This is a genomic window from Rhizobium sp. SG741 (assembly GCF_012275435.1).
Taxonomy (GTDB): Bacteria; Pseudomonadota; Alphaproteobacteria; order Rhizobiales; family Rhizobiaceae; genus Rhizobium; species Rhizobium lusitanum.
Genome location: NZ_JAAZQP010000005.1, coordinates 305,974 through 330,402 on the forward strand (window position 1 = coordinate 305,974; position 24,429 = coordinate 330,402).

At 61.5% G+C, this 24,429-nt stretch carries 26 protein-coding genes; 19 read left to right on the forward strand and 7 right to left on the reverse strand.

Annotated features, from left to right (window positions below; all coding sequences use genetic code 11):
• The first annotated feature begins 9 nt into the window (after positions 1–9).
• Positions 10–630, forward strand: a complete 621-nt coding sequence (locus tag FHT29_RS15620; protein WP_047553645.1) for a poly-gamma-glutamate hydrolase family protein — start codon at positions 10–12, stop codon at positions 628–630.
• A 13-nt stretch (positions 631–643) separates the two neighbouring features.
• On the opposite strand, the gene FHT29_RS15625 is transcribed toward FHT29_RS15620, so the two are convergent.
• From FHT29_RS15625 to hemC, 6 genes are all read right to left on the reverse strand, one after another.
• Positions 644–1,372, reverse strand: coding sequence for a glutamine amidotransferase (locus FHT29_RS15625; RefSeq protein ID WP_131511879.1), 729 nt, complete (start codon positions 1,370–1,372; stop codon positions 644–646).
• Positions 1,362–1,847 (reverse strand): TerB family tellurite resistance protein, encoded by a 486-nt coding sequence (locus FHT29_RS15630; protein WP_037196832.1) that lies wholly within the window; start codon positions 1,845–1,847, stop codon positions 1,362–1,364. Before FHT29_RS15630 ends, FHT29_RS15625 begins: the two co-directional genes overlap by 11 nt.
• 49 nt (positions 1,848–1,896) lie before the next feature.
• Positions 1,897–3,504, reverse strand: a complete 1,608-nt coding sequence (locus tag FHT29_RS15635) for a heme biosynthesis protein HemY (protein ID WP_047553641.1) — start codon at positions 3,502–3,504, stop codon at positions 1,897–1,899.
• A 15-nt stretch (positions 3,505–3,519) separates the two neighbouring features.
• Positions 3,520–4,782: a mitofilin family membrane protein gene (locus FHT29_RS15640; protein ID WP_047553639.1), complete on the reverse strand. Its 1,263-nt coding sequence runs from the start codon at positions 4,780–4,782 to the stop codon at positions 3,520–3,522.
• Positions 4,783–4,861: 79 nt separating this feature from the next.
• Positions 4,862–5,590: a uroporphyrinogen-III synthase gene (locus FHT29_RS15645; RefSeq protein WP_047553637.1), complete on the reverse strand. Its 729-nt coding sequence runs from the start codon at positions 5,588–5,590 to the stop codon at positions 4,862–4,864.
• Positions 5,591–5,596: 6 nt separating this feature from the next.
• Positions 5,597–6,526 carry a hydroxymethylbilane synthase gene (hemC, locus tag FHT29_RS15650; protein WP_037196827.1) on the reverse strand — a complete coding sequence of 310 codons (930 nt, stop codon included), beginning with the start codon at positions 6,524–6,526 and terminating at the stop codon, positions 5,597–5,599.
• Between the two features lie 84 nt (positions 6,527–6,610).
• Between hemC and tsaD the strand changes: the two genes are divergently transcribed.
• From tsaD to FHT29_RS15675, 5 genes are read left to right on the forward strand one after another with little or no spacing between them, the layout of a single operon-like run.
• The gene (gene tsaD / locus FHT29_RS15655) at positions 6,611–7,708 is read left to right on the forward strand and encodes a tRNA (adenosine(37)-N6)-threonylcarbamoyltransferase complex transferase subunit TsaD (protein ID WP_047553634.1); all 1,098 of its coding nucleotides are present in this window, start codon (positions 6,611–6,613) and stop codon (positions 7,706–7,708) included.
• On the forward strand, positions 7,705–8,694 hold the full coding sequence (locus FHT29_RS15660; protein WP_047553631.1) for an NAD(P)H-dependent glycerol-3-phosphate dehydrogenase: 990 nt from the start codon (positions 7,705–7,707) through the stop codon (positions 8,692–8,694). Before tsaD ends, FHT29_RS15660 begins: the two co-directional genes overlap by 4 nt.
• A gap of 29 nt (positions 8,695–8,723) precedes the next feature.
• A complete protein-coding gene (locus tag FHT29_RS15665) occupies positions 8,724–9,017 on the forward strand; it encodes a YciI-like protein (RefSeq protein WP_037196823.1) in 294 nt (97 codons plus the stop codon).
• 3 nt (positions 9,018–9,020) lie between these two features.
• Entirely contained in the window at positions 9,021–9,452 is a 432-nt protein-coding gene (locus FHT29_RS15670) for an EVE domain-containing protein (protein WP_037196822.1), read from the forward strand.
• Between the two features lie 18 nt (positions 9,453–9,470).
• Positions 9,471–10,121: a methyltransferase gene (locus tag FHT29_RS15675; RefSeq protein WP_047553628.1), complete on the forward strand. Its 651-nt coding sequence runs from the start codon at positions 9,471–9,473 to the stop codon at positions 10,119–10,121.
• Positions 10,122–10,127: 6 nt separating this feature from the next.
• Here FHT29_RS15675 and FHT29_RS15680 read toward each other — a convergent pair whose 3' ends face one another.
• Entirely contained in the window at positions 10,128–10,529 is a 402-nt protein-coding gene (locus tag FHT29_RS15680) for a hypothetical protein (protein WP_047553625.1), read from the reverse strand.
• A 303-nt stretch (positions 10,530–10,832) separates the two neighbouring features.
• On the opposite strand from FHT29_RS15680, the gene sdhC reads away from it, so the two are divergent.
• From sdhC to FHT29_RS15745, 13 genes are all read left to right on the forward strand, one after another.
• Positions 10,833–11,231, forward strand: a complete 399-nt coding sequence (gene sdhC / locus FHT29_RS15685; RefSeq protein ID WP_037196819.1) for a succinate dehydrogenase, cytochrome b556 subunit — start codon at positions 10,833–10,835, stop codon at positions 11,229–11,231.
• A gap of 65 nt (positions 11,232–11,296) precedes the next feature.
• A complete protein-coding gene (sdhD, locus tag FHT29_RS15690; RefSeq protein WP_037196818.1) occupies positions 11,297–11,677 on the forward strand; it encodes a succinate dehydrogenase, hydrophobic membrane anchor protein in 381 nt (126 codons plus the stop codon).
• A 7-nt stretch (positions 11,678–11,684) separates the two neighbouring features.
• Positions 11,685–13,526, forward strand: coding sequence for a succinate dehydrogenase flavoprotein subunit (gene sdhA / locus FHT29_RS15695; RefSeq protein WP_037196817.1), 1,842 nt, complete (start codon positions 11,685–11,687; stop codon positions 13,524–13,526).
• Positions 13,527–13,543: 17 nt separating this feature from the next.
• Positions 13,544–14,323 (forward strand): succinate dehydrogenase iron-sulfur subunit, encoded by a 780-nt coding sequence (locus FHT29_RS15700; RefSeq protein ID WP_047553621.1) that lies wholly within the window; start codon positions 13,544–13,546, stop codon positions 14,321–14,323.
• Between the two features lie 48 nt (positions 14,324–14,371).
• Positions 14,372–15,178 (forward strand): nucleotidyltransferase domain-containing protein, encoded by an 807-nt coding sequence (locus FHT29_RS15705; protein WP_168599831.1) that lies wholly within the window; start codon positions 14,372–14,374, stop codon positions 15,176–15,178.
• A 145-nt stretch (positions 15,179–15,323) separates the two neighbouring features.
• On the forward strand, positions 15,324–15,845 hold the full coding sequence (locus tag FHT29_RS15710; protein WP_047554363.1) for a protease inhibitor Inh/omp19 family protein: 522 nt from the start codon (positions 15,324–15,326) through the stop codon (positions 15,843–15,845).
• 60 nt (positions 15,846–15,905) lie between these two features.
• A complete protein-coding gene (zapE, locus tag FHT29_RS15715) occupies positions 15,906–17,069 on the forward strand; it encodes a cell division protein ZapE (RefSeq protein ID WP_168599832.1) in 1,164 nt (387 codons plus the stop codon).
• Positions 17,070–17,249: 180 nt separating this feature from the next.
• Positions 17,250–18,212 carry a malate dehydrogenase gene (gene mdh, locus FHT29_RS15720; protein WP_037196811.1) on the forward strand — a complete coding sequence of 321 codons (963 nt, stop codon included), beginning with the start codon at positions 17,250–17,252 and terminating at the stop codon, positions 18,210–18,212.
• A gap of 27 nt (positions 18,213–18,239) precedes the next feature.
• Positions 18,240–19,433: an ADP-forming succinate--CoA ligase subunit beta gene (gene sucC / locus FHT29_RS15725; RefSeq protein ID WP_168599833.1), complete on the forward strand. Its 1,194-nt coding sequence runs from the start codon at positions 18,240–18,242 to the stop codon at positions 19,431–19,433.
• 5 nt (positions 19,434–19,438) lie between these two features.
• Positions 19,439–19,930: a DUF1579 family protein gene (locus FHT29_RS15730; protein WP_168599834.1), complete on the forward strand. Its 492-nt coding sequence runs from the start codon at positions 19,439–19,441 to the stop codon at positions 19,928–19,930.
• A 12-nt stretch (positions 19,931–19,942) separates the two neighbouring features.
• A complete protein-coding gene (sucD, locus tag FHT29_RS15735; RefSeq protein ID WP_037196807.1) occupies positions 19,943–20,845 on the forward strand; it encodes a succinate--CoA ligase subunit alpha in 903 nt (300 codons plus the stop codon).
• 176 nt (positions 20,846–21,021) lie between these two features.
• Positions 21,022–24,006, forward strand: coding sequence for a 2-oxoglutarate dehydrogenase E1 component (locus tag FHT29_RS15740; RefSeq protein ID WP_037196805.1), 2,985 nt, complete (start codon positions 21,022–21,024; stop codon positions 24,004–24,006).
• Positions 24,007–24,078: 72 nt separating this feature from the next.
• Positions 24,079–24,399 carry a YciI family protein gene (locus FHT29_RS15745; RefSeq protein WP_037196803.1) on the forward strand — a complete coding sequence of 107 codons (321 nt, stop codon included), beginning with the start codon at positions 24,079–24,081 and terminating at the stop codon, positions 24,397–24,399.
• The last annotated feature ends 30 nt before the right edge of the window (positions 24,400–24,429 follow it).

Below are 24,429 nucleotides of genomic sequence, written 5' to 3' on the forward strand. Positions count from 1 at the left end.
GGTTGCCGAATGAAAAGGCAGCGTGATCGATACGGTTCGTTTTCAGCGCTGCGCGAACATGAAGCGGAGGGCGTTGACTATCGCATCCGTATTGAGGATCGGTCGTCGCGTGTCGTTGTTATCGCTCCGCATGGCGGCTTCATTGAGCCGGCCACCTCGCAGATCACGCTTGAAATAGCGGCGGAGAGCCTTTCCTTCTACTGCTTCGAGGGGTTGGCTACGGACAGGTCGCACCATGAGCTGCACGTCACCTCCGAACGTTTCGACGAGCCGATGGCTCTCGGTCTGGTGTCAAAATCACCGATCGTCGTCGCCATTCACGGCCGAACGGACAGGGGCGACCCGGAAACAAGCTGGGTTGGCGGCCTCGATACCGCGCTTCGCGATCTGATCGTTCAGGCGTTGCGGGAGGATGGCTTTGCAGCCGTTGCGAGGGCCAAAGGCGAGGCTCTGGCGGGAACGGCGGCCGGTAACATATGCAACCGCGGCAGCCGGAATGCCGGCGTCCAGCTGGAGATCCCGAGATGCGTTAGGGATACTCTCGTGTCAGACGATGAAAAGCTCAGGCGATATGCCGGATCGGTGCGCCAGGCGGTCGAGCGGCATAATCGAATTCTTGCCGCGGACTAAACTATTGGCCGCCTCAGGCAGCCATGGCCTGCTTGCCTTCGAAAACCATGTCGAGGAATTCGGAAAGCCAGGCCTTGAGCGCCGAGTCGAAGATCATGCGGCCTTCCAGATGCTCGCGTCCCTGCTGGGCGTTCGGCATGCAGAAACGGTGCTCGCCATGCACGACCCAGCGCTGCATCATGGCGCGCGTGAGTTCGGCATGGAACTGCAGTCCCCAGGCGTTGGCGCCGTAGCGATAGGCCTGGTTGGGATAGGTCTCGGCCGTGGCAAGCAGATCGGCGCCGCGCGGCAGTTCGAAACCCTCGCGATGGAAATGATAGACCATCTGCGGCCAGCGCATCAGCAGCCGGCCCTTTTCCGTCGGGTTCAGCGCATACCAGCCGATCTCGGTCTTGCCGTCGTCGCGCGCCTTCACCTTGGCGCCCAGATGACGGGCGAGCATCTGCGCGCCGAGACAGATGCCGAGATAGGGGCGATTTTCCTTGAGCGGGATTTTCAGCCAGTCGATCTCGGCCTTGACGAACTCGTCCGGGTCGTTGGCGCTCATCGGGCCGCCGAAGATGACGGCGCCGGCATGGGCCGCAAGCGTGGAGGGCAGGCCTTCGCCGAGAACCGGGCGGCGGATATCGAGATCGTAGCCCTTTTGCAGCAGCATCTGGCCGACGCGGCCCGGACTGGAGTGCTCCTGATGGAGCACGATCAAAATGGGGCGGCCAGCGCTCTCCGGCGCTTCAATCATCATTGCCTGTCTCCATCTTGGAACCGGGCGCGCGGGCTGCTGCCTCCTGGCGCTTCATGATGCGTTCGCGATCGGAAATGCCCATGAGGTCGGCGATGCGCCAGATCGCGTGATCTTCCATCTCGCTGCGCTCGCCATCGGCATAGACGATATCCCAGAGGATGCCGAGCAGCTCCAGCCGCTGGGCATTGTCGAGATGGCGCTTCAAGTCCGAGGTGAAGCGATAGTAGTCGACGGCCTCGCTTTCGGCCTCCTCGCCGGCGGCGATCAGCCGATCGAGCTGACGGCCGTCAAGGCCATATTGCTCCTTCAGCAGCTTGCGAAGCCGCTTCTTCTCGCTGTTCTCGATCTTGCCGTCCGCTTCCATGACCTGGATGCAGAGCGCCGCCACCGCTATGCGCGGATCATCGGGAGCAAAGCCGGATTTGGGGCGATCCTGGGTCAGGTTATGGAAGAATTCCTGAAAGCGTTCAAACATCCGATTCCATTCTTAAAACAAGTCGAGCAGGGTTCTTGGGCACCATGCTTTAGAATAACTTGAGCCGTGTCTTGGGTTCCGGTTCAAGTTTTAGATTTTTCACACCCGGGTCGTCCGGCGCACCGCCGAAGAAGGGCCGTGGTTCCGGCTCCTGCTGAGCCGGCTCTGGCGCTGCGGCGGATGCGTCGGGCGCGGGTTTTGCCACCGCCGGCTCCAACTCCATGACATAGGCATCGGCTGCCGGCGATGCAACTTTCGGTGAGGTCGATTTCGCTGGCACGGTTGCGGAAGCTGCCTCGCGCACCGGCGGCAGCGATTTCAACGCTGCATCGACGGACACGGCAGAACCTTCTTCCACAGGTCCCTCGATCTGGCCGAAGGGGGCCTTCCATTCGAAGGCGTCGAGGCGGCCCGTCACGGGCGATAGCGGCAGCCACTTATCGGATACGAAACCATCGGCGACCCAGGCCGGGTCGCGCGGGGCGCGCAATGCCTGCGCCATCCAGTGACGCACGCGGCCCTGATCGCCGGTTTCGGCCTCCTCGATATCAGCCAGCAGCATGAAGGCGCCTTCGCGCGCATCGATCCTCGCGGCGGCTTCGGCCTTGGCGCGGGCCTTGTTGAAATCCCCGGCATCCAGCGCCGCCTTTGCCGTCAGCAGCAACGCTTCGACATTGTTCGGGCGGATGGCCTCCAGCCGTTCGGCCCGTTTCAGCCGGTCGATGACGGAATCGCCGCTGCGGGCACGCACATAGGCCCTGCCGATCTCGGGGTGCGGATGCGCTTTCCAGACCTGCTCGAGCATGGAGGCGGCCTTGCGCACCTTGTCTTCGCGGAAGAGAGCTTTCGCCGCTATCAGCGCCGCCGGCACGAAATCATCCACCAGCTTCACGGCCGCAAGCGCATCGTCGCGGGCACCGGCCGGATCGCTCTCCAACCTGTCGTTGGCGCGTGCCGTCAGCAGCACGGCCCGCTGGCGGTTCGCGGTGGTCTTGTCGACGACGTGGGCGATCTTCTGCTGGTCGAGAAGCTTGATGGCATCATCCCAGCGGCCGGCCTGGCTGCGATATTCCAGCGTCGCCTGTGCCGCCCAGGGCAGATAGGGAGCCTGATCGGCCGCTTTTTCCGCATATTGCCGCGCCGCTTCGTGCGCGCCGAGGCGCTTGGCTTCGAGGTAGAGGCCGCGTAACCCGAGCTCGCGCGTTTCCGGATCGTTGGCCATCAGCTCGAATTTCTGGCGCGCCTCGTCGTGCTTGCCTTCGATCAGAGCCGCCTGCGCCTCGAGCAGGTTGATGAGGGGTTCCTGATCGGCGCGGATGAGGCCGCGCGTGCGCGCCGCCATCTTCCGTGCGAGCAGGGCGTTGCCGGCACCGGCGGCGATCAACCCGGTGGAGAGCGCCTGATAGCCGCGGTCGCGCTTACGGGCGCGGAAATAGCGGGTGACGGAATGTGGCGAGGTCCAGATCAAACGCAGGAACCACCAGACAATCATGACGGCGGCGATCAACGCAATCAGGATGCCGGCGGCCACGATCAGCCTGGTCTGGTAAAGCTGGCCTTCCCAGACCAGCGAAAGATCGCCGGGGCGATCCGCGAGCCAAGAGAAGCCGTAGCCGAGAGCCAGGACGAAAACGGCGAAGATAAGCAGTCTGATCATTCCTGCGCTCCGTCCTTAATTCTGTTTCCCGGTGTTGGCGATTGCCTTCGACAGCGCATCGCTCACCAGATCCTCGACGCGGATGCGGGCTTCCAGCGATTGCTTGAAGGCGGCGGAGGCCGACTTGGCGGCATCGGGCAGGCTGTTCCATTCGGTCACCGCACCCGGCAGATCGCCATTCTTCACCTTGTCTTCGAAGCGCGCGGCGATCGCATCGACGCTGTCGCCGGGAACGTTGCCGACGGGGCGGACCTGCACCAGGGTCTTGGCGCTCGAGATCAGGCGGTCGCTCCAGCTCTGATTCGGATCGTTGCTCTCAGTCGTAGCGACGATCGCGGTCGCGACATCCGTGACCCGACGGATCAGGTCGGCGCGGGAGGGAACGCCGGTCTGGGCGAAGGTCTTGAGATCGGCAACGGCAGGGTCGTCCGAGGCGACGTTGGCGAAGGTGTCGAGCTCGGGCTGGAAGGGGCCGCCCCGGTCGATCGCCGCCTTCAGTGCCGCGGCGGCAATGGCGCGGGCGACCGCGCTTTCCTGGCTCGGTTGATTGAGTTTCTTCTCTGCGTCGTCGAGACGCTTGCCGACCTCGGCGTCGGAGCTGGCCTGGCTTTGGGTTGCCTTGCCGAGGTCCGCCTTCAGCTGATCGACTTCCGCACTCAGGGAAGCAATCTTCTGATCAGCATCGGCGCTTGCCGTTCCCGCCGATCCACCGGTCGAGGTGCCGTTGGCGGCAGCCGTTTCGAGCGCTGAAATGCGGGCAGCAAGAGCGCCGTCGGGCTTTGCGGCAGGCGCTGCGGCGAGGCTGGCGATGCTCTGCTTCAGCCCGTCGATCTCAGCGTTCAGTGCGGCAATATCGGCGGAATTGTCCTTGCGCGAGCCGCCGCCCGGCAACAGGCCGGCATATTGAACGGCGCCGGCGCAAACGAGCGCAATCAGGCCGCCGACGATGCCGGCGGCGATCAGGCCGGAGGTTGAACCTTCCCGTCGCTGCTGATGTTCTGCATAGGGGGCATGAGGTTCGGCCTGTCGCGTCGTGGTGGCCTGCGGCTCTTCCGGGACGGGATCAGGGGTAGGCTCGCGAGGCTCCTCGCGCAGCGGCTCCTTGTCCGCCTCCAGCGGCATTTCCACTTCATTGGCGGAGGATGAGCCGAACTCGCCGTGGGCGTGCTCCGTCATATCCTCGGGGGCTGCGTCCTGCGCAGTTTTTTCGGCCTCCAGATCAATCGTGACCGGCTCGTCATTGGGCTTCGAATGGTTAGGCGGTTTTCCCGGTACCATGAGGTCCTCTTTTCATGCGCTGCAACGAAGTTAGACAGGCAAGGCGATTATGGAAAGACCTTAGATCAAAATTGCGGCCTTACTCAGCGTCGAGCAGCGCCAGAAGTCGGTCCTCATTCGGCATGTCAGCGATATCGACGTGTAAACGCATCTGAGGGGGAATCGCTCCCGCGATGGCCTCGCTCAGGCAGAGGAAGTGCGTTTCGGCGAAGATCTCAGGATTTTCCTGCACGAAAGACAGGCCGAAAAAACGCTGCGCCGTCTGATGGGAATAAAGCAGCACCGCATTGGCGCTGATATCGATAAAAAGCCGGCGAAGAATATCATCTTTCGGAGCGATATCCCGCATCCGGTAGCATTCAACCGTGTGGAACGGCAGTTGCAGCTCCGCCAATCTCGCCTCGAAGCCGGCGGCGCGGGGATGGCCCGCGAGATAGAGGAGGGGAGCCTTGGCAAGGCTTGCCGCGTGGTCGGAAATCAAGGCCGCAAGTTCCGTGCCGCCCCCTTCGGATATGACGACATTGGTGAAGCCGAGGCTTGCCGCCTCTTTGGCGGTTGCCTTGCCGACCGCAAAGAGCGGTCGGCCGAGATAAGGCCCGAGATCGGATCCCAATGCGGCCAGAACCCGAATCGCTTCGGCGCTGGTGACGGCAATGGCGCCTTGTGTGTCCAGGAGCGCGCGCCTGGCCTCGTCGGCATGATGGACCGGCTCTGCCAGCGGCAGCAGCAGCGCCTCGTGACCCATCTGCGTCAGTCGCCGGATGGTGCGTTCACCCGAATGCTGGGGACGGGTGACGACAACGCGCATCGGATGTCAGATCCAGTCTTCGAAGAAGGTGCTGCCTGCCTCGGCGCGTATAGCCTGGCCGGCATTGGTGCCGAGCGCCTCGGCGTCGCGGCGATTGCCCTCGATGGTGGTCGTATGCACCTGCTGTCCATCAGGCGTCAGGATCATGCCGAAGAACCGCAGGTGATCCCCCTCGCAAATTGCATAGCCGGCAATCGGCGTGCGGCAAGAGCCGTCAAGCGCGGCGAGAAATGCGCGCTCGCAGGAGACGGTATCGAAGGTAGGGCCGTCATTGATGGCGGCGAGCAGGTCGTTCATCCTGGCGTCGCCAATGCGGCTTTCGATGGCGATCGCGCCCTGTGCCGGTGCCGGCGGAAATTCGTCGGGATCGAGGATATCGGTGATGACTTCGACCTTGCCGAGCCGCTTCAGGCCGGCAACGGCGAGCAGCGTTGCGTCTGCCTGCCCCTCTTCCAGCTTGCGCAGCCGGGTCTGGACCGAGCCGCGAAAGGTGATGACGTTGATATCGGGGCGCAGCCGGCGGATCAGCGCCTGGCGGCGCAGCGACGCGGAACCGACGGTCGCGCCGCGCGGCAGCTCGATCAATCTCGGTGCCGTGCGGCCGATGACGGAATCGCGGATGTCCTCGCGCGGCAGGTAGGCTGATAGCGCCAGGCCTTCCGGAAGTTTCGTCGCCATATCCTTGGCCGAGTGCACGGCGAAGTCGAGCTCGCCCGAGGCCAGCTTCTCTTCAAGCTCTTCCGTGAACAGGCCCTTGCCGCCGATCGCCGCCAGCGAGCGGTCGGTGATGCGGTCGCCCTTGGTTGTGAGCACGGCGATTTCGAACATCTCCTCCGGAAGGCCGTGCGCCGCCATCAGGCGGTCGCGTGCCTCATGTGCCTGGGCGAGCGCCAGCGGGCTGCCGCGCGTGCCGATCCGGAAAGGTTTTGTTTGCATCCGCTTTGATCCGTTGTTACCGACAGTTCCCGTAACCATATTTCCGCTTCATCGCAATCGACCAAAAGGCAACGAACAGCTTCCATGGCGTCCATTTTTCGTATTCTCGGCATCGAAACAAGCTGCGACGAAACCGCTGCAGCCATTGTCGAACGCCGCGATGACGGCACGTCCACGATTTGCTCCGATGTCGTCCTCAGCCAGTTGGAGGAGCATAGCGCTTATGGCGGCGTCGTGCCGGAAATTGCTGCGCGTGCGCATGTCGAGGCGCTGGATACGCTGATCGACGAGGCATTGAAACGCGCCAATGTGTCGCTCTTGGACGTCGATGCCATCGCCGCAACATCAGGCCCAGGCCTTATCGGCGGGCTGCTTGTCGGCCTGATGACCGGCAAGGCGATCTCGCGCGCCACAGGCAAGCCACTCTATGCCATCAACCATCTGGAAGGCCATGCCCTGACGGCGAGGCTGACCGATGGGCTTGCCTTTCCCTATCTGATGCTGCTCGTTTCCGGCGGCCATACGCAGCTTATCCTCGTGCGCGGCGTCGGCGAATACGAGCGCTGGGGCACGACCATCGACGATGCGCTGGGCGAAGCCTTCGACAAGACAGCCAAGCTCCTGGGTCTTCCCTATCCCGGCGGCCCGGCCGTTGAGGCGGCGGCCAAAAGCGGTAATGCGGATCGCTTTGATTTCCCGCGGCCGCTCGTCGGCGAAACGCGCCTCGATTTTTCTTTTTCCGGCCTGAAGACCGCGGTACGACAGGCGGCAACGGCCATCGCGCCGGTCACGGAGCAGGACATTGCCGATATCTGCGCCTCTTTCCAGAAGGCGGTCTCGCGCACGTTGAAGGATCGCATCGGCCGCGGCCTGCAACGCTTCAAGGCGGAATTCCCGAAGACGACGGAAACGCCGGCGCTCGTGGTCGCCGGCGGCGTTGCCGCCAATCTCGAGCTGCGCCGCACCCTGCAGGAGCTTTGCGACACCAACGGCTTTCGCTTCATCGCGCCGCCATTGAGACTGTGTACGGATAATGCCGTCATGATCGCCTGGGCCGGACTGGAGCGCATGGCAAAGGGCGCAGCACCTGACGATCTCGATGTGCAGCCGCGTTCGCGCTGGCCGCTGGATCAGAAGGCGGAAACTCTCCTGGGTCATGGCAAACGCGGAGCGAAGGCATGAGCGGCAACGAACGGATCGCAGTCATCGGCGCAGGCGCCTTCGGCACGGCGCTCGCGGCCGTCATCGCACTGACCGGCCGCAGCGATGTGACGCTCGTCGGGCGCAAGGCGGGGCTGATGGCAGATCTTGCAGCCGACCGGATGCATGATGCCGTATTGCCCGGGATCCTGCTTCCGGATTCGCTGCGGTTTTCGGCCGAACCTGATTCCATCTCCGATGCCGGCATCGTGCTCTTCGCCATGCCGTCGCAGACGCAGGCCGATGCGGCCAAGCTCTATGGGCCTTACCTTGCCAAGGACGCTGTCGTCGTCACCTGCGCCAAGGGCATCGACAAGGTCTCGGGTGATCTTTTGACCGACATGCTCGAGCGGGAACTGCCGCAGCATGCCATCGCCGTCCTCTCCGGACCGGGCTTTGCCACCGATATCGCCAAGGGCCTGCCGACGGCCATGGCGATCGCGGCGGCCGACATGGCCGTTGCTGAAAGGCTTGCGCAGGCGATCTCCGGTCCGAGTTTCCGTCTCTATGCATCGGACGATCGCATCGGCGTGCAGCTCGGTGGCGCCTTGAAGAATGTGCTGGCCATTGCCTGCGGCATCGTCGAAGGCCGTGGCATCGGCGATTCCGCGCGTGCGGCCCTGATCAGCCGCGGCCTGGCCGAAATGTCACGCTTCGTCGCGGCCAAGGGCGGCAAGGCGGAGACGGTGCGCGGGCTCTCCGGTCTCGGTGACCTCGTGCTGACGGCCACCAGCCATCAATCCCGCAATCTCAGATTCGGCATCGCGCTCGGTCGCGGAGAAGCGGGCGATCCGACGCACGGCACGCTGGTTGAAGGTGCTTATGCCGCCTCTATCGCCGCGCGGTTGGCTGGCGAAATCGGCGTCGACATGCCGATTACCGAAGCAGTTTCGGCCATCATCGACGGCAAGCTCGACATAGCGACCGCCATCGGCCAATTGATGACGCGGCCTATCACCACGGAATAGTTTTCTCGATATCTGAAGGAGCCCAAGCAATGCTGTTCGCCTTTGTCTGCAAGGATAAACCCGGTCATCTGAATGTCCGCATGGAGACGCGCCCGGCGCATGTGGAGCATCTGAACAAGCTGAATGCCGAAGGAACGCTGAAGATAGCGGGGCCTTTCCTCGATGCCGACGGCAAGCCGAATGGCAGCCTCGTCGTCGTCAGCGCCGAGACCATCGAAGCGGCCAAGGCGATCGCGGATGCCGATCCCTATACGAAGGCCGGCCTGTTCGAGAGCGTCGAGATCAAGCCGTTCAATTGGGTCTTCAACAATCCGGAGGCATGAGGCATGGCGCATTGGCTCTATAAATCCGAGCCGTCTTCCTGGTCGTGGCAGCAGCAGAAGGCGGCTGGCGAAAAGGGGACCGAATGGACCGGCGTGCGCAACTATCTCGCCCGCAACAACATGCGGGCGATGCAGATCGGCGACAAGGGTTTCTTCTACCATTCCAATGATGGGTTGGAGATCGTCGGTATCGTCGAGGTTTGCGCGCTGGCGCATCCGGATTCGACCGCCAAGGACGACCCGCGCTGGGAATGTGTCGATATCCGCGCCGTCCGCGACATGCCGAAGTTTGTTTCCTTGAAGGACATCAAGGCCAACCCGAAGCTGTCGCAGATGGCGCTCGTCACCTCCATGCGGCTTTCGGTCCAGCCGGTAACCGACGAAGAATGGCTCGAAGTTTGCCGCATGGGCGAACTTGACAATCCTCCCGTCTGATCCCGGTTCGAGGAATCGTTGAAAACCGATCCGGAAAGCTTCATCCGCGCCAATACCAGCCTCATGGCGCCGCCGCATGTGCCGGAGGTCCGGCTGCATCTGGCAAGCGAAGCACATGAACTCTGGCTGAAGACAGAAGAGGAGTTGGAAGAGATCGGCCTGCCGCCGCCCTTCTGGGCCTTTGCCTGGGCGGGCGGGCAAGGATTGGCACGCTACATTCTCGACCATCCTGAAATGGTTGCCGGCCGGACGGTGCTGGATTTCGCCAGCGGCTCCGGGCTTGTGGCGATCGCGGCGAAGCGCGCCGGCGCCCGCCATGTGCTGGCGGTCGATATCGATCCATGGGCCGGTACCGCGTTACGACTGAATGCGGTCGAAAACAGTGTCGATCTCGACTTCGCCGGCGATAATATCATCGGCCGTGCGGTGGATGCCGACGTCATACTTGCTGGTGACGTCTTTTACGATCACGATTTTGCCGGGAGCCTGGTTCCCTGGCTGCGGCAATTGGCAGGTGAGGGGAAGCTGGTTTTGGTCGGTGATCCCGGCAGGGCCTATCTTCCCAAGGATCGCCTGGAAGAGCAGGCGACCTATCAGGTGCCGGTAACGCGGGCGCTGGAGGACAGCGAGATCAAGAAGACTACTGTCTGGCGGTTTCTTGCCGGCTGAAGACCGTCAGGGCCTGATCACGCAGACGCCGGCTTCGTACGAGCAGGGATTGTCGGCATAACGTACGTTGATGACCTTGGCGCGCGGCCTTGGCTGCATCGCGGCAGGGCGGGCATAGGGGTTGTAGCCGCCATAGCCGACGACATAGGTGCCACCATTCGCCTGATAGACATCGGCCGTACCGGCATAGGTGCCGGTGTCTGCGGCTTCGCGTGGTTCCATGAGAATGATTCTGGCCGGCTGCCGCTGCCCGAAACCCTGCGGCGCCGATGTCTGGTTCAGGCGCACGAGGCCCGAATGGTCGCGGTGATGCCAGTGACGGTAATCGCCTGCCAGCACCGCGCTTGACGAAAATGCGGCTGTTGCCGCCAAAACGAGCGCTGATGCCCTGAAAAGATGCAAGCTCATGATTCGCCCCCGTTTGGGTCGGTTAATGAAATCTTAACGGCAGATTGCCCCAAGACCGGCGCGAAGTCCACGTCAGGGTTGAGGAAATGGTAAATGAGGTCGAATGGGGAGCGCGTCCTTGCATACTCGCTAAAGTGCAAAGCGATCCCAATCGATTAAATTCGGTGCAGGCATCAATTGTGCTTGTCGATAGGCGTCCGGGTGATTAATGGTCGCAATGATGCAACGCACACAGCATGTCTCTGCGCGCGCGTTGTCCCGGATATCCGGGTTTTAAGCGTATCGTAACGCCGCGAGGTTCTGATGGCGAACGTCACACAAAACCGGCCCCTGTCGCCGCATCTGCAAATCTACAAACCCATTCCCACCATGGTCATGTCGATCGTTCACCGCATCACCGGCGGCGCGCTCTACTTCGGCACGGTGCTGGTTGCCTGGTGGCTGATCGCCGCGGCGACCGGCCAGGGCTATTTCGATCTGGTCAACTGGATCCTGGGCACGATCATCGGCCGGATCATCCTGTTCGGCTATACATGGGCGCTGCTGCATCACATGATCGGCGGCCTGCGCCATTTCGTCTGGGATCTCGGTTACGGTTTCGATCCTGCCGTCTCGACCAGGATGGCCAAGGTCACGCTTATCGCGTCGATCTGTTTGACCGTGCTGGTCTGGATCATCGGCATCGTCATCAGGCTGGGTTGATTGGTGTGATCGTTTCCGAAAACCGCTCGATGATTTTCGGGATCATGCTTTAGAGGATATTTCTCATGGATATGCGCACCCCTTTGGGTAAAGTCCGCGGTCTCGGTTCCGCCAAGGAAGGCACAGATCATTTCTGGCGTCAGCGCCTGACCGCCGTCGCCAACGTTCCGCTCTTCATTTTCTTCGTCATTTTCCTGCTGATCTATGCCGGCGCGCCTTACGCGGAAGTCGTGCATGCGCTGTCGAACCCGCTCGTCGCCGTCATCATGGGGCTCATGGTGATCTCCGGCGTCATTCACATGAAGCTCGGCATGCAGGTCATCATCGAGGATTATGTCCACGGCGAATTCGGCAAGATCGTCCTTCTCATGCTCAACACATTCTTCGCGATTTTCGTGGCGGGACTCTGTCTTTTCGCCATTCTGAAGATCGCGTTCGTAGGATAATTGTATCATGGCACCGACCTCACCCGCTCAGAATGGCAAAGCCTACAAATATGTCGATCACTCCTATGACGTGATCGTCGTCGGCGCCGGCGGTGCCGGCCTGCGCGCTACGCTCGGCATGGCCGAGCAGGGCTTCCGCACCGCCTGCATCACCAAGGTCTTCCCGACCCGCTCGCATACGGTCGCAGCCCAGGGCGGCATCGCTGCCTCGCTGCAGAACATGACGCCGGACAGCTGGCAGTGGCACCTCTACGATACCGTCAAGGGTTCGGACTGGCTCGGCGACGTCGACGCCATGCAATATATGGTCATGGAAGCGCCGAAGGCCGTGTACGAGCTCGAGCATTACGGCGTGCCCTTCTCGCGCAATGAGGAAGGCAAGATCTATCAGCGCCCGTTCGGCGGCCACATGCAGAATTTCGGCGATGGACCGCCGGTGCAGCGCACCTGCGCTGCCGCCGACCGCACCGGCCACGCCATCCTGCATACGCTCTACGGCCAGTCGCTGCGCAACAACGCCGAATTCTTTATCGAATATTTCGCGCTCGACCTCATCATGTCGGACGATGGCAGCCGCTGCACCGGCGTCGTCGCTTGGTGCCTCGACGATGGCACGATCCATCGCTTCGCCGCCAAGATGGTGGTGCTGGCGACCGGCGGCTACGGCCGCGCCTATTTCTCGGCAACGTCTGCCCATACCTGCACCGGCGATGGCGGCGGCATGGTGGCCCGCGCCGGTCTGCCGCTGCAGGACATGGAATTCGTGCAGTTCCACCCGACCGGCATCTACGGCTCGGGATGTCTGATCACCGAAGGCGCGCGCGGTGAAGGCGGCTATCTCGTCAATTCCGAGGGCGAGCGCTTCATGGAACGCTATGCTCCTTCGGCAAAGGACCTTGCCTCGCGCGACGTGGTTTCACGCTGCATGACGCTGGAAATCCGCGAGGGTCGCGGCGTCGGCAAGAACAAGGACCATATCTTCCTGCATCTCGACCATCTCGATCCGGCCGTGCTGCACGAACGCCTGCCTGGCATTTCCGAGAGCGCGCGCATTTTCGCTGGCGTCGATGTGACCCGCGAGCCGATCCCGGTGCTGCCGACCGTCCACTACAACATGGGCGGCATTCCCACCAATTATTGGGGCGAAGTGCTGAATGCCGACAGCAACAATCCCGAGCGCATTCTGCCGGGCCTGATGGCCGTCGGTGAGGCCGGTTGCGCCTCGGTGCACGGCGCCAACCGTCTCGGCTCCAACTCGCTGATCGACCTTGTGGTCTTCGGCCGTGCCGCAGCCATCCGCGCCGGTCAGGTCATCGACCGCGTCGGCCCGGTTCCGCCTGTTAACGTTGCCGCCTGCGACAAGATCATGGAACGCTTCGACAGTCTGCGTCACGCCAGCGGCAGCACGCCGACGGCGGCCCTGCGCGAGAGGATGCAGCGCGCCATGCAGGAAGACGCCGCGGTGTTCCGCACGCAGGAATCGCTGGAATCCGGCTGCCGCCGTATTTCGGAGATCTGGAAGGAACTGTCCGACATCAAGGTCACGGACCGTTCGCTGATCTGGAATTCCGATCTCGTCGAGACGCTGGAACTGCACAATCTGATGTCCAATGCCATCACGACGATCTACGGCGCCGAGGCACGCAAGGAAAGCCGCGGCTCGCATGCTCGCGAGGACTACACCGAGGGCAAGTTCGGCGGCCGTGACGACGAGAACTGGCGCAAGCATACGCTTGCCTGGGTCAACGAGGCCGGCGATGTGAAGCTCGACTATCGTCCCGTCCATACTGACCTGATCGCCGAAGGCATCGATCCGCACAAGATCGAGCCCAAGGCACGCGTGTACTGATCTGAGAGGAACTGACCATGGTTGAACTCGCTCTCCCCAAGAACTCTCAGATGCGCGAAGGCAAGGTCTGGCCGAAGCCGGTCGGCGCCACGAATACGCGCGAATTCCGCGTTTATCGCTGGAGCCCGGACGACGGCCAGAATCCGAGCATCGATACCTATTACATCGATATCGACGATTGCGGCCCGATGGTGCTCGACGGTCTGCTCTACATCAAGAACAAGATCGACCCGACGCTGACGCTGCGCCGCTCCTGTCGCGAGGGCATCTGCGGCTCCTGCGCGATGAATATCGACGGCACCAACACGCTCGCCTGCACCAAGGGTCTGGACGAGATCAAGGGTACCGTGAAGATCTATCCGCTGCCGCATCTGCCCGTCGTGAAGGATCTCGTGCCGGATCTGACGAATTTCTATGCCCAGCATCGTTCGATCGAACCCTGGCTGAAGACGGTATCGCCCCCGCCGGCCAAGGAATGGAAGCAGAGCCACGAAGACCGCCTGAAACTCGACGGCCTTTACGAATGCATCCTGTGCGCCTGCTGCTCGACCTCCTGTCCGAGCTATTGGTGGAACGGCGACCGCTATCTCGGTCCTGCCGTCCTGCTGCAGGCCTATCGCTGGCTGATCGACTCCAGAGACGAGGCCAAGGGCGAACGTCTCGACAATCTCGAAGATCCATTCCGCCTCTATCGCTGCCATACGATCATGAACTGCGCCCAGACTTGCCCGAAGGGTCTGAACCCGGCCAAGGCAATCGCCGAAATCAAGAAGATGATGGTCGAACGGCGGGTTTGACCGTCGACCATCATTCGCCAATTCGGCGGCGATGAGGATTATGTTCGCATGACGATAGAAGGCTTTGCGCCAGAGGCCGTGGCCGAAATTCGGTTGCGGCTTGCTTCGGTCAAGGCCGAGGGCATTCGCATCGGTCTTGCCATCGAAAGCGGCAGCCGCGCCTGGGGCTTTCCCTCGCCCGATAGCGATTATGATTGCCGCTTCATCTATATCAGGCAGGAGCGGGATCATCTGACTTTGTTCCCGCATCGGGACGTCATCGAGTTTCCCATCGTTGACGATATCGATACCGGTGGGTGGGATCTGCGCAAGGCGCTGCTTTTGGCACTGAAGGGCAATGCCGTTCTTGTCGAATGGCTGAAATCACCGATCGTCTATGAGGAAGAGCCCGGCTTTCGAGATCGCCTCGGCGCGCTGCTGGATGCGATCATGGTGCCGGAGAAGGTCGCTCAGCACTATGTCGGCTTAATGAAGCGGCATCAGCCAGACGATGGAGCCGAGCCTGTTCGCTTGAAGAAGCTGCTCTATTCCATTCGTCCGGCGATAGCGCTCGAATGGATGTGTCAGACGGATTTTGCCAAATTGCCGCCAATGAACATGCTCGAATGTCTCGCAGACATCGACATAGCCAAGGATATTCGGGCAACAATTCTGCAATTGGTGGCGGTCAAGAAAGAGACGCGCGAAATGGGAGAGGGCGTCCCGCCACTGCCCCTCACGCAATTTCTGACGGCCTCGCTCGCACGCTATTCTGACTTCTCAGGCAGGTTCCGCGAAGATCGAGCGCGCGACAAAAGCATGCAGGAATTTGCCGATCGCTTCTATCTGGAAGAGGTTCGCCGGGTTAGGCCTTGAAACCACCCGATTCTTGTCCAGCTATGGCCGACGGCAATTTGTGGCGGTATCGACTTGATTAACCAAAGTGAAATACGATAATTCCCACGTCATTGAGCATTACTTTGCAAATGTCAGCGGTGGACAATTAATTAGGAGTGTGATGATGCAGTTCAGATATGCAGTGACGGCTGCTGCGATAGGTCTGTCGCTTGCCGGTTGCCAGCGCACAGCATACAACGACAATTATTCGGCCCCGCCATTGCAGGCACAGCCTGTCCCCTCCGTTCAGTCAAGTCAGCTTCCCCCTGTGAACGGCGCCAATGGTTCGCAGTTTCCAGCAGCGCCGACGAACGCGCCGAGCGGTGGCAACCCGCAGCAACAGCAGGCGATGGCTGCTTCCGCCATGGACGTCACCAAGGAATCGATGGTCGGCAGCTGGAAGGTCAGCAACGGCGGATCGAGCTGCGACATGTTCCTGACGCTCACCAACCTCGGCAGCGGCTCGCGTGGCGGCACGCGTGGCTGCTCGGGCGAGCTCACCGCAATGGGATCCTGGGAAGTCTCCGGCAAGCAGGTTCTCTTGAAGAACCGCGATGGCAGCACGATCGGAACGCTCTACAAGACGGCCGACGCGCGCTTTGATGGCTCGACCGCTTCCGGTCAGCCTCTCAGCCTCAGCCGATAAGCTTCTCCGATAGGGCCGCGCCTCGGGCGTGTTCCCTTTTGCACAGGCGGGTATTTCCCCATGCAGCCCATGCCCGACTATTCCCACAGCGTCTGCGAGCAGCTGAAGGCGCTGACGGTCTCCGGATCGCTTCAGGTGGATTCGGCGCAGATGAATGTGGCGAAACTGCTGGATCGGGTGCTTGCCGATCTGAAGCGGAAGCGGCCCGCCAGCAAGTCGAGCGCGCTCGGCTGGATGTTTGCCACGCGCAAGAAGTCGGTCGAGACCGTCAAGGGGCTCTATATCCACGGCAGCGTCGGGCGCGGCAAGACGATGTTGATGGATATGTTCTTCGCCATGGCGCCCTGCCAGAAGAAGCGCCGCGCGCATTTTTTCGAGTTCATGACCGATGTGCACAATCGCATCGCGGCGCAGCGGCTGAAGTTCAAGAACGGCGAGACCAAGCAGGCAGACCCCATTCCGCCGGTTGCCGCAGATCTCTACGCCGAGGCCGAACTGCTCTGCTTCGATGAATTCACCGTCACCGACATCGCCGATGCGATGATCCTGTCGCGGCTGTTTTCCGAGCTGTTCTCGCTCGGATGCGTGCTGATCGCCACATCGAACGTCGAACCGGACAATCTCTATCGCGATGGGCTCAATCGTGGCCTGTTTCTGCCCTTCATCGATCTCTTGAAGCGCCATGTCGATGTCGTGACACTGGATTCGCCGACCGACTACCGCATGGAGAAGCTGAACAGCCAGCCTGTTTATCTGACCCCGATCGATGACCGCACCGATATGGCGATGGATGCATCCTGGATGCAGGCGCTGCATGGACGCAAGGCGCAGCCGACGGAGATCCCCAGGAAGGGGCGCTCCATCCATGTGCCGCTGGCAGTCGATCGCATGGCGCGCTTCTCCTTCGCCGATCTTTGCGAGGTGCCGCTCGGCCCCGCAGATTTCCTCGCCATAGCGGAGCGCTTCGACACGATCTTCCTCGATCGCGTGCCGAAGCTCGGGCCGGAAAAGCGCAATCAGACGAAACGTTTTATCATTCTGATCGATACGCTCTACGATCATGCCATCCGGCTTTATGTTTCCGCGGCTGCGATGCCGGAGGATCTTCTGGTGGAAAGGCGCGGGACCGAAGGCTTCGAATTCGACCGCACGACATCCCGGCTTTTCGAGATGCGCAGCGCAGACTATCTGGCGCAGACTCGGGCAAAACGCGCGGCCGAGTAACAATTCGGTGACAGAGTGACTTACGTTTACGTAAGAATTTTACGATCTAACCGATTGAAATTGCTGCTCTCAAAATAATCAATTGCCAATTTGCACCTTTGGGTCTATGCGATTGGCGGCTATTGTGGATGCCTCGCTCGGCGTCCCGCCACGGATTTTGATCGCAAAGGATACACCGAAATGGCGCGCAACAAGATCGCACTTATTGGTTCTGGCATGATTGGTGGCACGCTGGCGCATCTCGCCGGCTTGAAGGAACTGGGCGACATCGTCCTGTTCGACATCGCGGACGGCATTCCCCAGGGTAAGGGTCTCGACATCGCCCAGTCTTCGCCGGTCGAAGGCTTCGACGCCAACCTGACCGGCGCCAGCGACTACTCCGCGATCGAAGGTGCTGACGTCTGCATCGTCACCGCCGGTGTCGCCCGCAAGCCGGGCATGAGCCGCGACGATCTTCTCGGCATCAACCTCAAGGTCATGGAGCAGGTCGGCGCCGGCATCAAGAAGTATGCCCCGAACGCCTTCGTGATCTGCATCACCAATCCGCTTGACGCCATGGTCTGGGCGCTGCAGAAGTTCTCGGGCCTGCCGGCCAACAAGGTCGTCGGCATGGCCGGCGTGCTCGACTCGTCGCGCTTCCGCCTTTTCCTCGCCAAGGAATTCAACGTATCGGTCGAAGACGTCACCGCTTTCGTTCTCGGCGGCCATGGCGATTCGATGGTTCCGCTTGCCCGCTACTCCACCGTTGCCGGCATTCCGCTGACGGACCTCGTCACCATGGGCTGGCTCACCGCTGAGCGCCTGGAAGAAATCATCCAGCGCACCCGTGACGGCGGCGCCGAGATTGTCGGTCTGCTGAAGACCGGCTCGGCCTATTACGCTCCGGCCGCCTCCGCCATCGCAATGGCCGAATCCTATCTCAAGGACAAGAAGCGCGTCCTGCCCAGCGCTGCCCATCTCAATGGTCAGTATGGCGTCAAGGACATGTATGTCGGCGTTCCCACCGTCATCGGCGCCGGCGGCGTCGAGCGTATCATCGAGATCGACCTGAACAAGGCCGAGAAGGAAGCCTTCGACAAGTCGGTCGCGTCCGTCGCCGGCCTTTGCGAAGCCTGCATCGCCATCGCGCCGTCGCTGAAGTAATTTCCGCGCTATAACAGGGATAAGTCCATGAACATTCATGAATATCAGGCCAAGGCTCTGCTGAAGAGCTATGGCGCACCCGTCGCGGACGGCGTTGCAATCTTCTCCGCCGACGAAGCCGCCGCTGCCGCCAAGCAGCTTCCAGGCCCGCTTTACGTCGTCAAGAGCCAGATCCATGCCGGCGGCCGCGGCAAGGGCAAGTTCAAGGAACTCGGCCCGGACGCCAAGGGCGGCGTTCGCCTTGCCAAGTCTGTCGAGGACGTCGTTGCCAATTCCAAGGAAATGCTCGGCCACACGCTGGTAACCAAGCAGACCGGCCCGGCCGGCAAGCAGGTCAACCGTCTCTACATCGAAGACGGCGCCGATATCGATCGCGAACTCTATCTCTCGATCCTGGTTGACCGCTCGGTCGGTCAGGTCGCTTTCGTCGTATCGACCGAAGGCGGCATGGACATCGAGACCGTCGCGCACGATACACCGGAAAAGATCATCACCGTTGCCATCGATCCGTCGACGGGCGTCACAGCTGACAATTCGGCTGCCATTTCCGACGCGCTGAAGCTCGAAGGGGTTGCCCGCGAGGACGGTGCCAAGCTGTTCCCGATCCTCTACAAGGCCTTCGTCGAAAAGGACATGGCGCTGCTGGAAGTCAACCCGCTGATCGTCATGACCAACGGCCGCCTGCGCGTCCTCGACGCCAAGGTCTCCTTCGATGGCAACGCACTCTTCCGTCATGAAGACATCCGCGCGCTGCGCGACACGTCTGAAGAAGACGAGAAGGAAATCCAGGCCCACGAATACGACCTTGCCTATGTCGCTCTCGATGGCAACATCGGCTGCATGGTCAACGGCGCCGGTCTCGCAATGGCGACCATGGACATCATCAAGCTCTACGGCGCAGAGCCGGCGAACTTCCTCGATGTCGGCGGCGGCGCCAGCAAGGAAAAGGTTACGGCCGCCTTCAAGATCATCACTGCCGATCCGGCCGTCCAGGGCATTCTGGTCAACATCTTCGGCGGCATCATGAAGTGCGACGTCATCGCCGAAGGCGTGCTCGCAGCCGTCAAGGAAGTCGGTCTGAAGGTTCCGCTCGTCGTGCGCCTCGAAGGCACCAATGTCGAGCTCGGCAAGAAGATCATCAACGAATCCGGTCTCAACGTCATCTCCGCCGATGACCTGGACGATGCCGCCCAGAAGATCGTCAAGGCAGTCAAGGGCTGATCGGGATGGCTGCCTCCTTTGCTCCAACGGCCGCTCATCTTCGCCTCGGTGCCTTTGCCGGCACCTGGGAAGGGGAAGAGCGTGTCGCGGCTTCGGCCTGGACGAAGGAAGGCACGGCAACCGCGCGGCTCACGGCCGAGTGTCTGTTCGGCGGGTTCTTCGTCGAGCAGCGCTACGTGCAGACGCGGGACGGCGATACCTCTTTCGAATCCCGGAACATTCTCAGCTTCGACGGTGCGGATCAGGCTTACAAGCTCTATCAGTTCGACAGCTTGGGCTTCGCGCCCGCCTCGCCGGCCTCCGGCGAGTGGGTCGAGGATAGGCTTGTCCTGACGAAAGTCTCGCCGCGCGGTGCGCAGCGCACTCTATTCCAGTTCGAAAATGAAGACTGCTACCGGATGGGCGTCACTTTCTCGCCCGCCGGCAGCGATACATGGCAGGAGGTCGTCAGCGGTGTCTATCGTCGCGTCGCCTCCGCGTCTTCCAACCTCTCGTAGCAAAGGCCTCGCATGTCTATTCTCATCAACAAAGACACCAAGGTTCTGGTTCAGGGCCTGACCGGCAAGACCGGCACCTTCCACACCGAGCAGGCGCTTGCCTATCATGGCACGAAGATGGTCGGCGGTATCCATCCCTCCAAGGGTGGCGAAACCTGGACCGGCAAGGACGGCGAAAAGCTGCCGATCTTCAAGTCGGTCGCCGAAGGCAAGGAAGCGACCGGCGCCAACGCTTCGGTCATCTACGTGCCACCGGCGGGTGCCGCAGCCGCGATCCTCGAAGCGATCGAAGCCGAGGTGCCGCTCATCGTCTGCATCACGGAAGGCATTCCGGTCGCCGACATGGTCAAGGTCAAGGCTCGCCTTCTCAAGTCGAAGTCGCGCCTGATCGGACCGAACTGCCCCGGCGTGCTCACCCCGAACGAATGCAAGATCGGCATCATGCCGGGATCCATCTTCAAGAAGGGCTCGGTCGGCGTTCTCTCGCGTTCGGGTACGCTGACCTATGAAGCCGTATTCCAGACCACCAATGAAGGTCTCGGCCAGACGACGGCCGTCGGCATCGGCGGCGATCCGGTCAAGGGCACCGAATTCATCGACATCCTGGAAATGTTCCTCGCCGACGACGAAACCAAGTCGATCATCATGATCGGCGAAATCGGCGGTTCGGCGGAAGAAGACGCGGCACAGTTCCTCAAGGACGAAGCCAAGAAGGGCCGCAAGAAGCCGATGGTCGGCTTCATCGCCGGCCGCACGGCACCTCCCGGCCGCACCATGGGCCATGCTGGCGCCGTGATCTCTGGCGGCAAGGGCGGAGCGGAAGACAAGATCGCAGCGATGGAAGCGGCGGGCATCCGCGTGTCGCCGTCGCCGGCGCGTCTCGGCAAGACGCTGGTGGAAGTCCTGAAGGGCTGATCTTACCTATAGCAAGACCCGGACGGGGAGCGGCAGCCGCATATCCCGTCCGGCCTTCCAATTTTTGGAAACAGATGTGCGGCCCAATGGGCCGTGGACGAAATACGGTCGCCGGATGTCCATAAGCCGGCAATGCAAACAAGTCGGGAGGCGGACGAGGCTGTCCGCATATCACCATGGCAAGGCAAGAAGCCAACGAGCAATTTCAGATCACCTCGTTCCTGGATGGCGCGAATGCTGCCTATATCGAGCAGCTTTATGCGCGCTACGAGGACGACGCATCGTCGGTTTCCGACGAGTGGCGGTCATTCTTCAAGGCGCTGGAAGACAGTCCTGACGACGTGAAGAGGGCGGCCAAGGGCGCCTCCTGGCAGCGCAAGAACTGGCCGATCCCGGCAAAGGGCGACCTGGTTTCCGCGCTCGACGGCGATTGGGGCATTGTCGAGAAGGTTATCGAGACCAAGATCAAGGCCAAGGCGGAAACCGCCGGCGCGCCGGCCGATACCGCCGACGTCCTGCAGGCGACGCGCGATTCCGTCCGTGCCATCATGATGATCCGCGCCTACCGCATGCGCGGTCACCTGCATGCAAAGCTCGATCCGCTCGGCATCGCCGCTGCGGTCGAGGACTACAAGGAGCTGTCGCCGGAAGCCTACGGCTTTACCGAGGCCGACCTCGATCGCAAGATCTTCATCGATAACGTGCTTGGCCTCGAATATGCGACCATTCGCGAGATGATCGAGATCCTCGAGCGCACCTACTGCTCGACGCTTGGCGTCGAATTCATGCACATCTCCAATCCGGAAGAGAAGGCCTGGATCCAGGAGCGCATCGAGGGTGTCGATAAGGGTATTGCTTTCAATCCCGAGCGCAAGAAGGCGATCCTGCAGAAGGTGATCGAAGCCGAAGGCTACGAGCAGTTTCTCGACGTCAAGTTCAAGGGCACGAAGCGCTTCGGCCTCGACGGCGGCGAATCGCTGATCCCGGCGCTGGAGCAGATCCTGAAGAGCGGCAGTCAGCTCGGCCTCAGGGAGGCTCTGTTCGGCATGGCCCATCGCGGCCGCCTGAACGTGCTTTCTCAGGTCATGGGCAAACCGCACCGGGCGATTTTCCACGAGTTCAAGGGCGGCTCCTACGCGCCGGATGAAGTCGAAGGCTCTGGTGACGTCAAGTACCATCTGGGCGCGTCCTCCGACCGCGATTTCGATGGCGCCAAGGTGCACGTTTCGCTGACGGCCAATCCGTCGCATCTGGAAATCGTCAATCCGGTCGTCATGGGCAAGGCCCGCGCCAAGCAGGATATGGGCGCCACCCAATGGGATGGCGACATCATTCCGCTGTCCGAACGCGCCAAGGTCGTGCCGCTGCTGATCCACGGTGACGCGGCTTTCGCCGGCCAGGGCGTGGTTGCCGAAATTCTCGGCCTGTCCGGCCTGCGCGGTCATCGCGTTGCCGGCACGATGCACGTCATCATCAACAACCAGATCGGTTTCACCACCAATCCGGCCTTCTCGCGCTCGTCGCCCTATCCGTCCGACGTCGCAAAGATGATCGAAGCGCCGATCTTCCATGTCAACGGCGACGATCCGGAAGCCGTTGTCTATGCGGCCAAGATCGCCACCGAATTCCGCATGAAGTTCCATAAGCCTGTCGTCCTCGACCTGTTCTGCTACCGCCGCTACGGCCACAACGAAGGCGATGAGCCGTCCTTCACGCAGCCGAAGATGTACAAGGTCATCCGCGCCCACAAGACGGTTCTGCAGCTCTATTCCGAGCGGCTGGTCGCCGAAGGTGTGCTGACCGAGGGCGAAGTCGAAAAGATGAAGGCTGATTGGCGCGCCCATCTCGAGCAGGAGTTCGAGGCCGGCCAGCACTACAAGCCGAACAAGGCCGACTGGCTGGACGGTGAATGGTCGGGCCTGCATGCGGCTGACAATGCCGACGAGCAGCGCCGCGGCAAGACCGCCGTGCCGATGAAGACGCTGAAGGAGATCGGCCGCAAGCTGTCGGAAATTCCGGCCGGCTTCCACGCGCACCGCACCATTCAACGCTTCATGGAAAACCGCGCCAACATGGTGCAAACAGGCGAAGGCATCGATTGGGCGATGGCGGAAGCGCTCGCTTTCGGCTCGCTTGTTGTCGAGGGCCACAAGATCCGTCTGTCCGGCCAGGATTGCGAACGCGGCACATTTTCGCAGCGTCACTCGGTTCTCTACGATCAGGAAACCGAAGAGCGCTACATCCCGCTCGCCAATCTGTCGCCGACCCAGGCCCGCTATGAAGTCATCAACTCGATGCTTTCGGAAGAGGCTGTTCTCGGTTTCGAATACGGCTATTCGCTGGCCCGCCCGAACGCATTGACGCTCTGGGAAGCCCAGTTTGGCGACTTCGCCAACGGCGCGCAGGTCGTTTTCGACCAGTTCATCTCGTCGGGCGAACGCAAATGGCTGCGCATGTCCGGCCTCGTCTGCCTGCTGCCGCATGGCTATGAGGGTCAGGGTCCGGAACATTCGTCGGCCCGCCTCGAGCGCTATCTGCAGCTATGCGCTGAAGACAACATGCAGGTCGCCAACGTCACAACGCCGGCAAACTACTTCCATATCCTGCGCCGTCAGTTGAAGCGTGACTTCCGCAAGCCGCTGATCCTGATGACGCCGAAGTCGTTGCTGCGCCATAAGCGCGCCGTGTCGAGCCTGGCGGAAATGGCGGGGGAAACCTCCTTCCACCGTCTGCTCTGGGACGATGCGGAAGTGATCAAGGACGGCCCGATCAAACTGCAGAAGGACAACAAGATCCGTCGCGTCGTCATCTGCTCAGGCAAGGTCTATTACGATCTTCTGGAAGAGCGTGAGAAGCGCGGCATCGACGATATCTACCTGCTGCGCATCGAACAGCTCTACCCGTTCCCGGCCAAGGCGCTCATCAATGAGCTCAGCCGCTTCCGCAATGCGGAGATGGTCTGGTGCCAGGAAGAGCCGAAGAACATGGGCGCGTGGTCCTTCATCGATCCCTATCTGGAATGGGTGCTCGCCCATATCGATGCCAAGTACCAGCGCGTTCGCTACACCGGCCGTCCGGCCGCCGCCTCTCCGGCGACGGGCCTGATGTCCAAGCATCTGACGCAGCTTGCGGCGTTCCTTGAGGATGCGCTTGGCGGTTGAAGCATGATCCAGAAAAGTGCGAAGCGGTTTTCTGACAAGGTCATCGAGCAAAGAGGATAGGGAGGTGGGACGATGGCTTATTTTCATATGAAACTCGTGCCGCCGCGTCCCAGCTTTCCACATGACGCCACTGGGGAGGAGATGGCGGCCATGCAGCAACATGCCGCCTATTGGCACGGGCATGCGCAAACCGGGGTGGCCATTGTCGTCGGCCCGGTCTTCGCTGCCGCCGGTGCCTTTGGCATGGCGATCATCGAGACAGAAGATGCCGACACCGCTAAGGCGCTCTGCGATGCTGATCCCGTCCTTCTTGCAGGACTCGGCTTCCGCACCGAAATCTCGCCGATGCCATCGATCATTCTCCGGCCATCTGCTGCCGGATCATCTACTTAACGTATAACGACGAAAAATCAGGATCTGAAC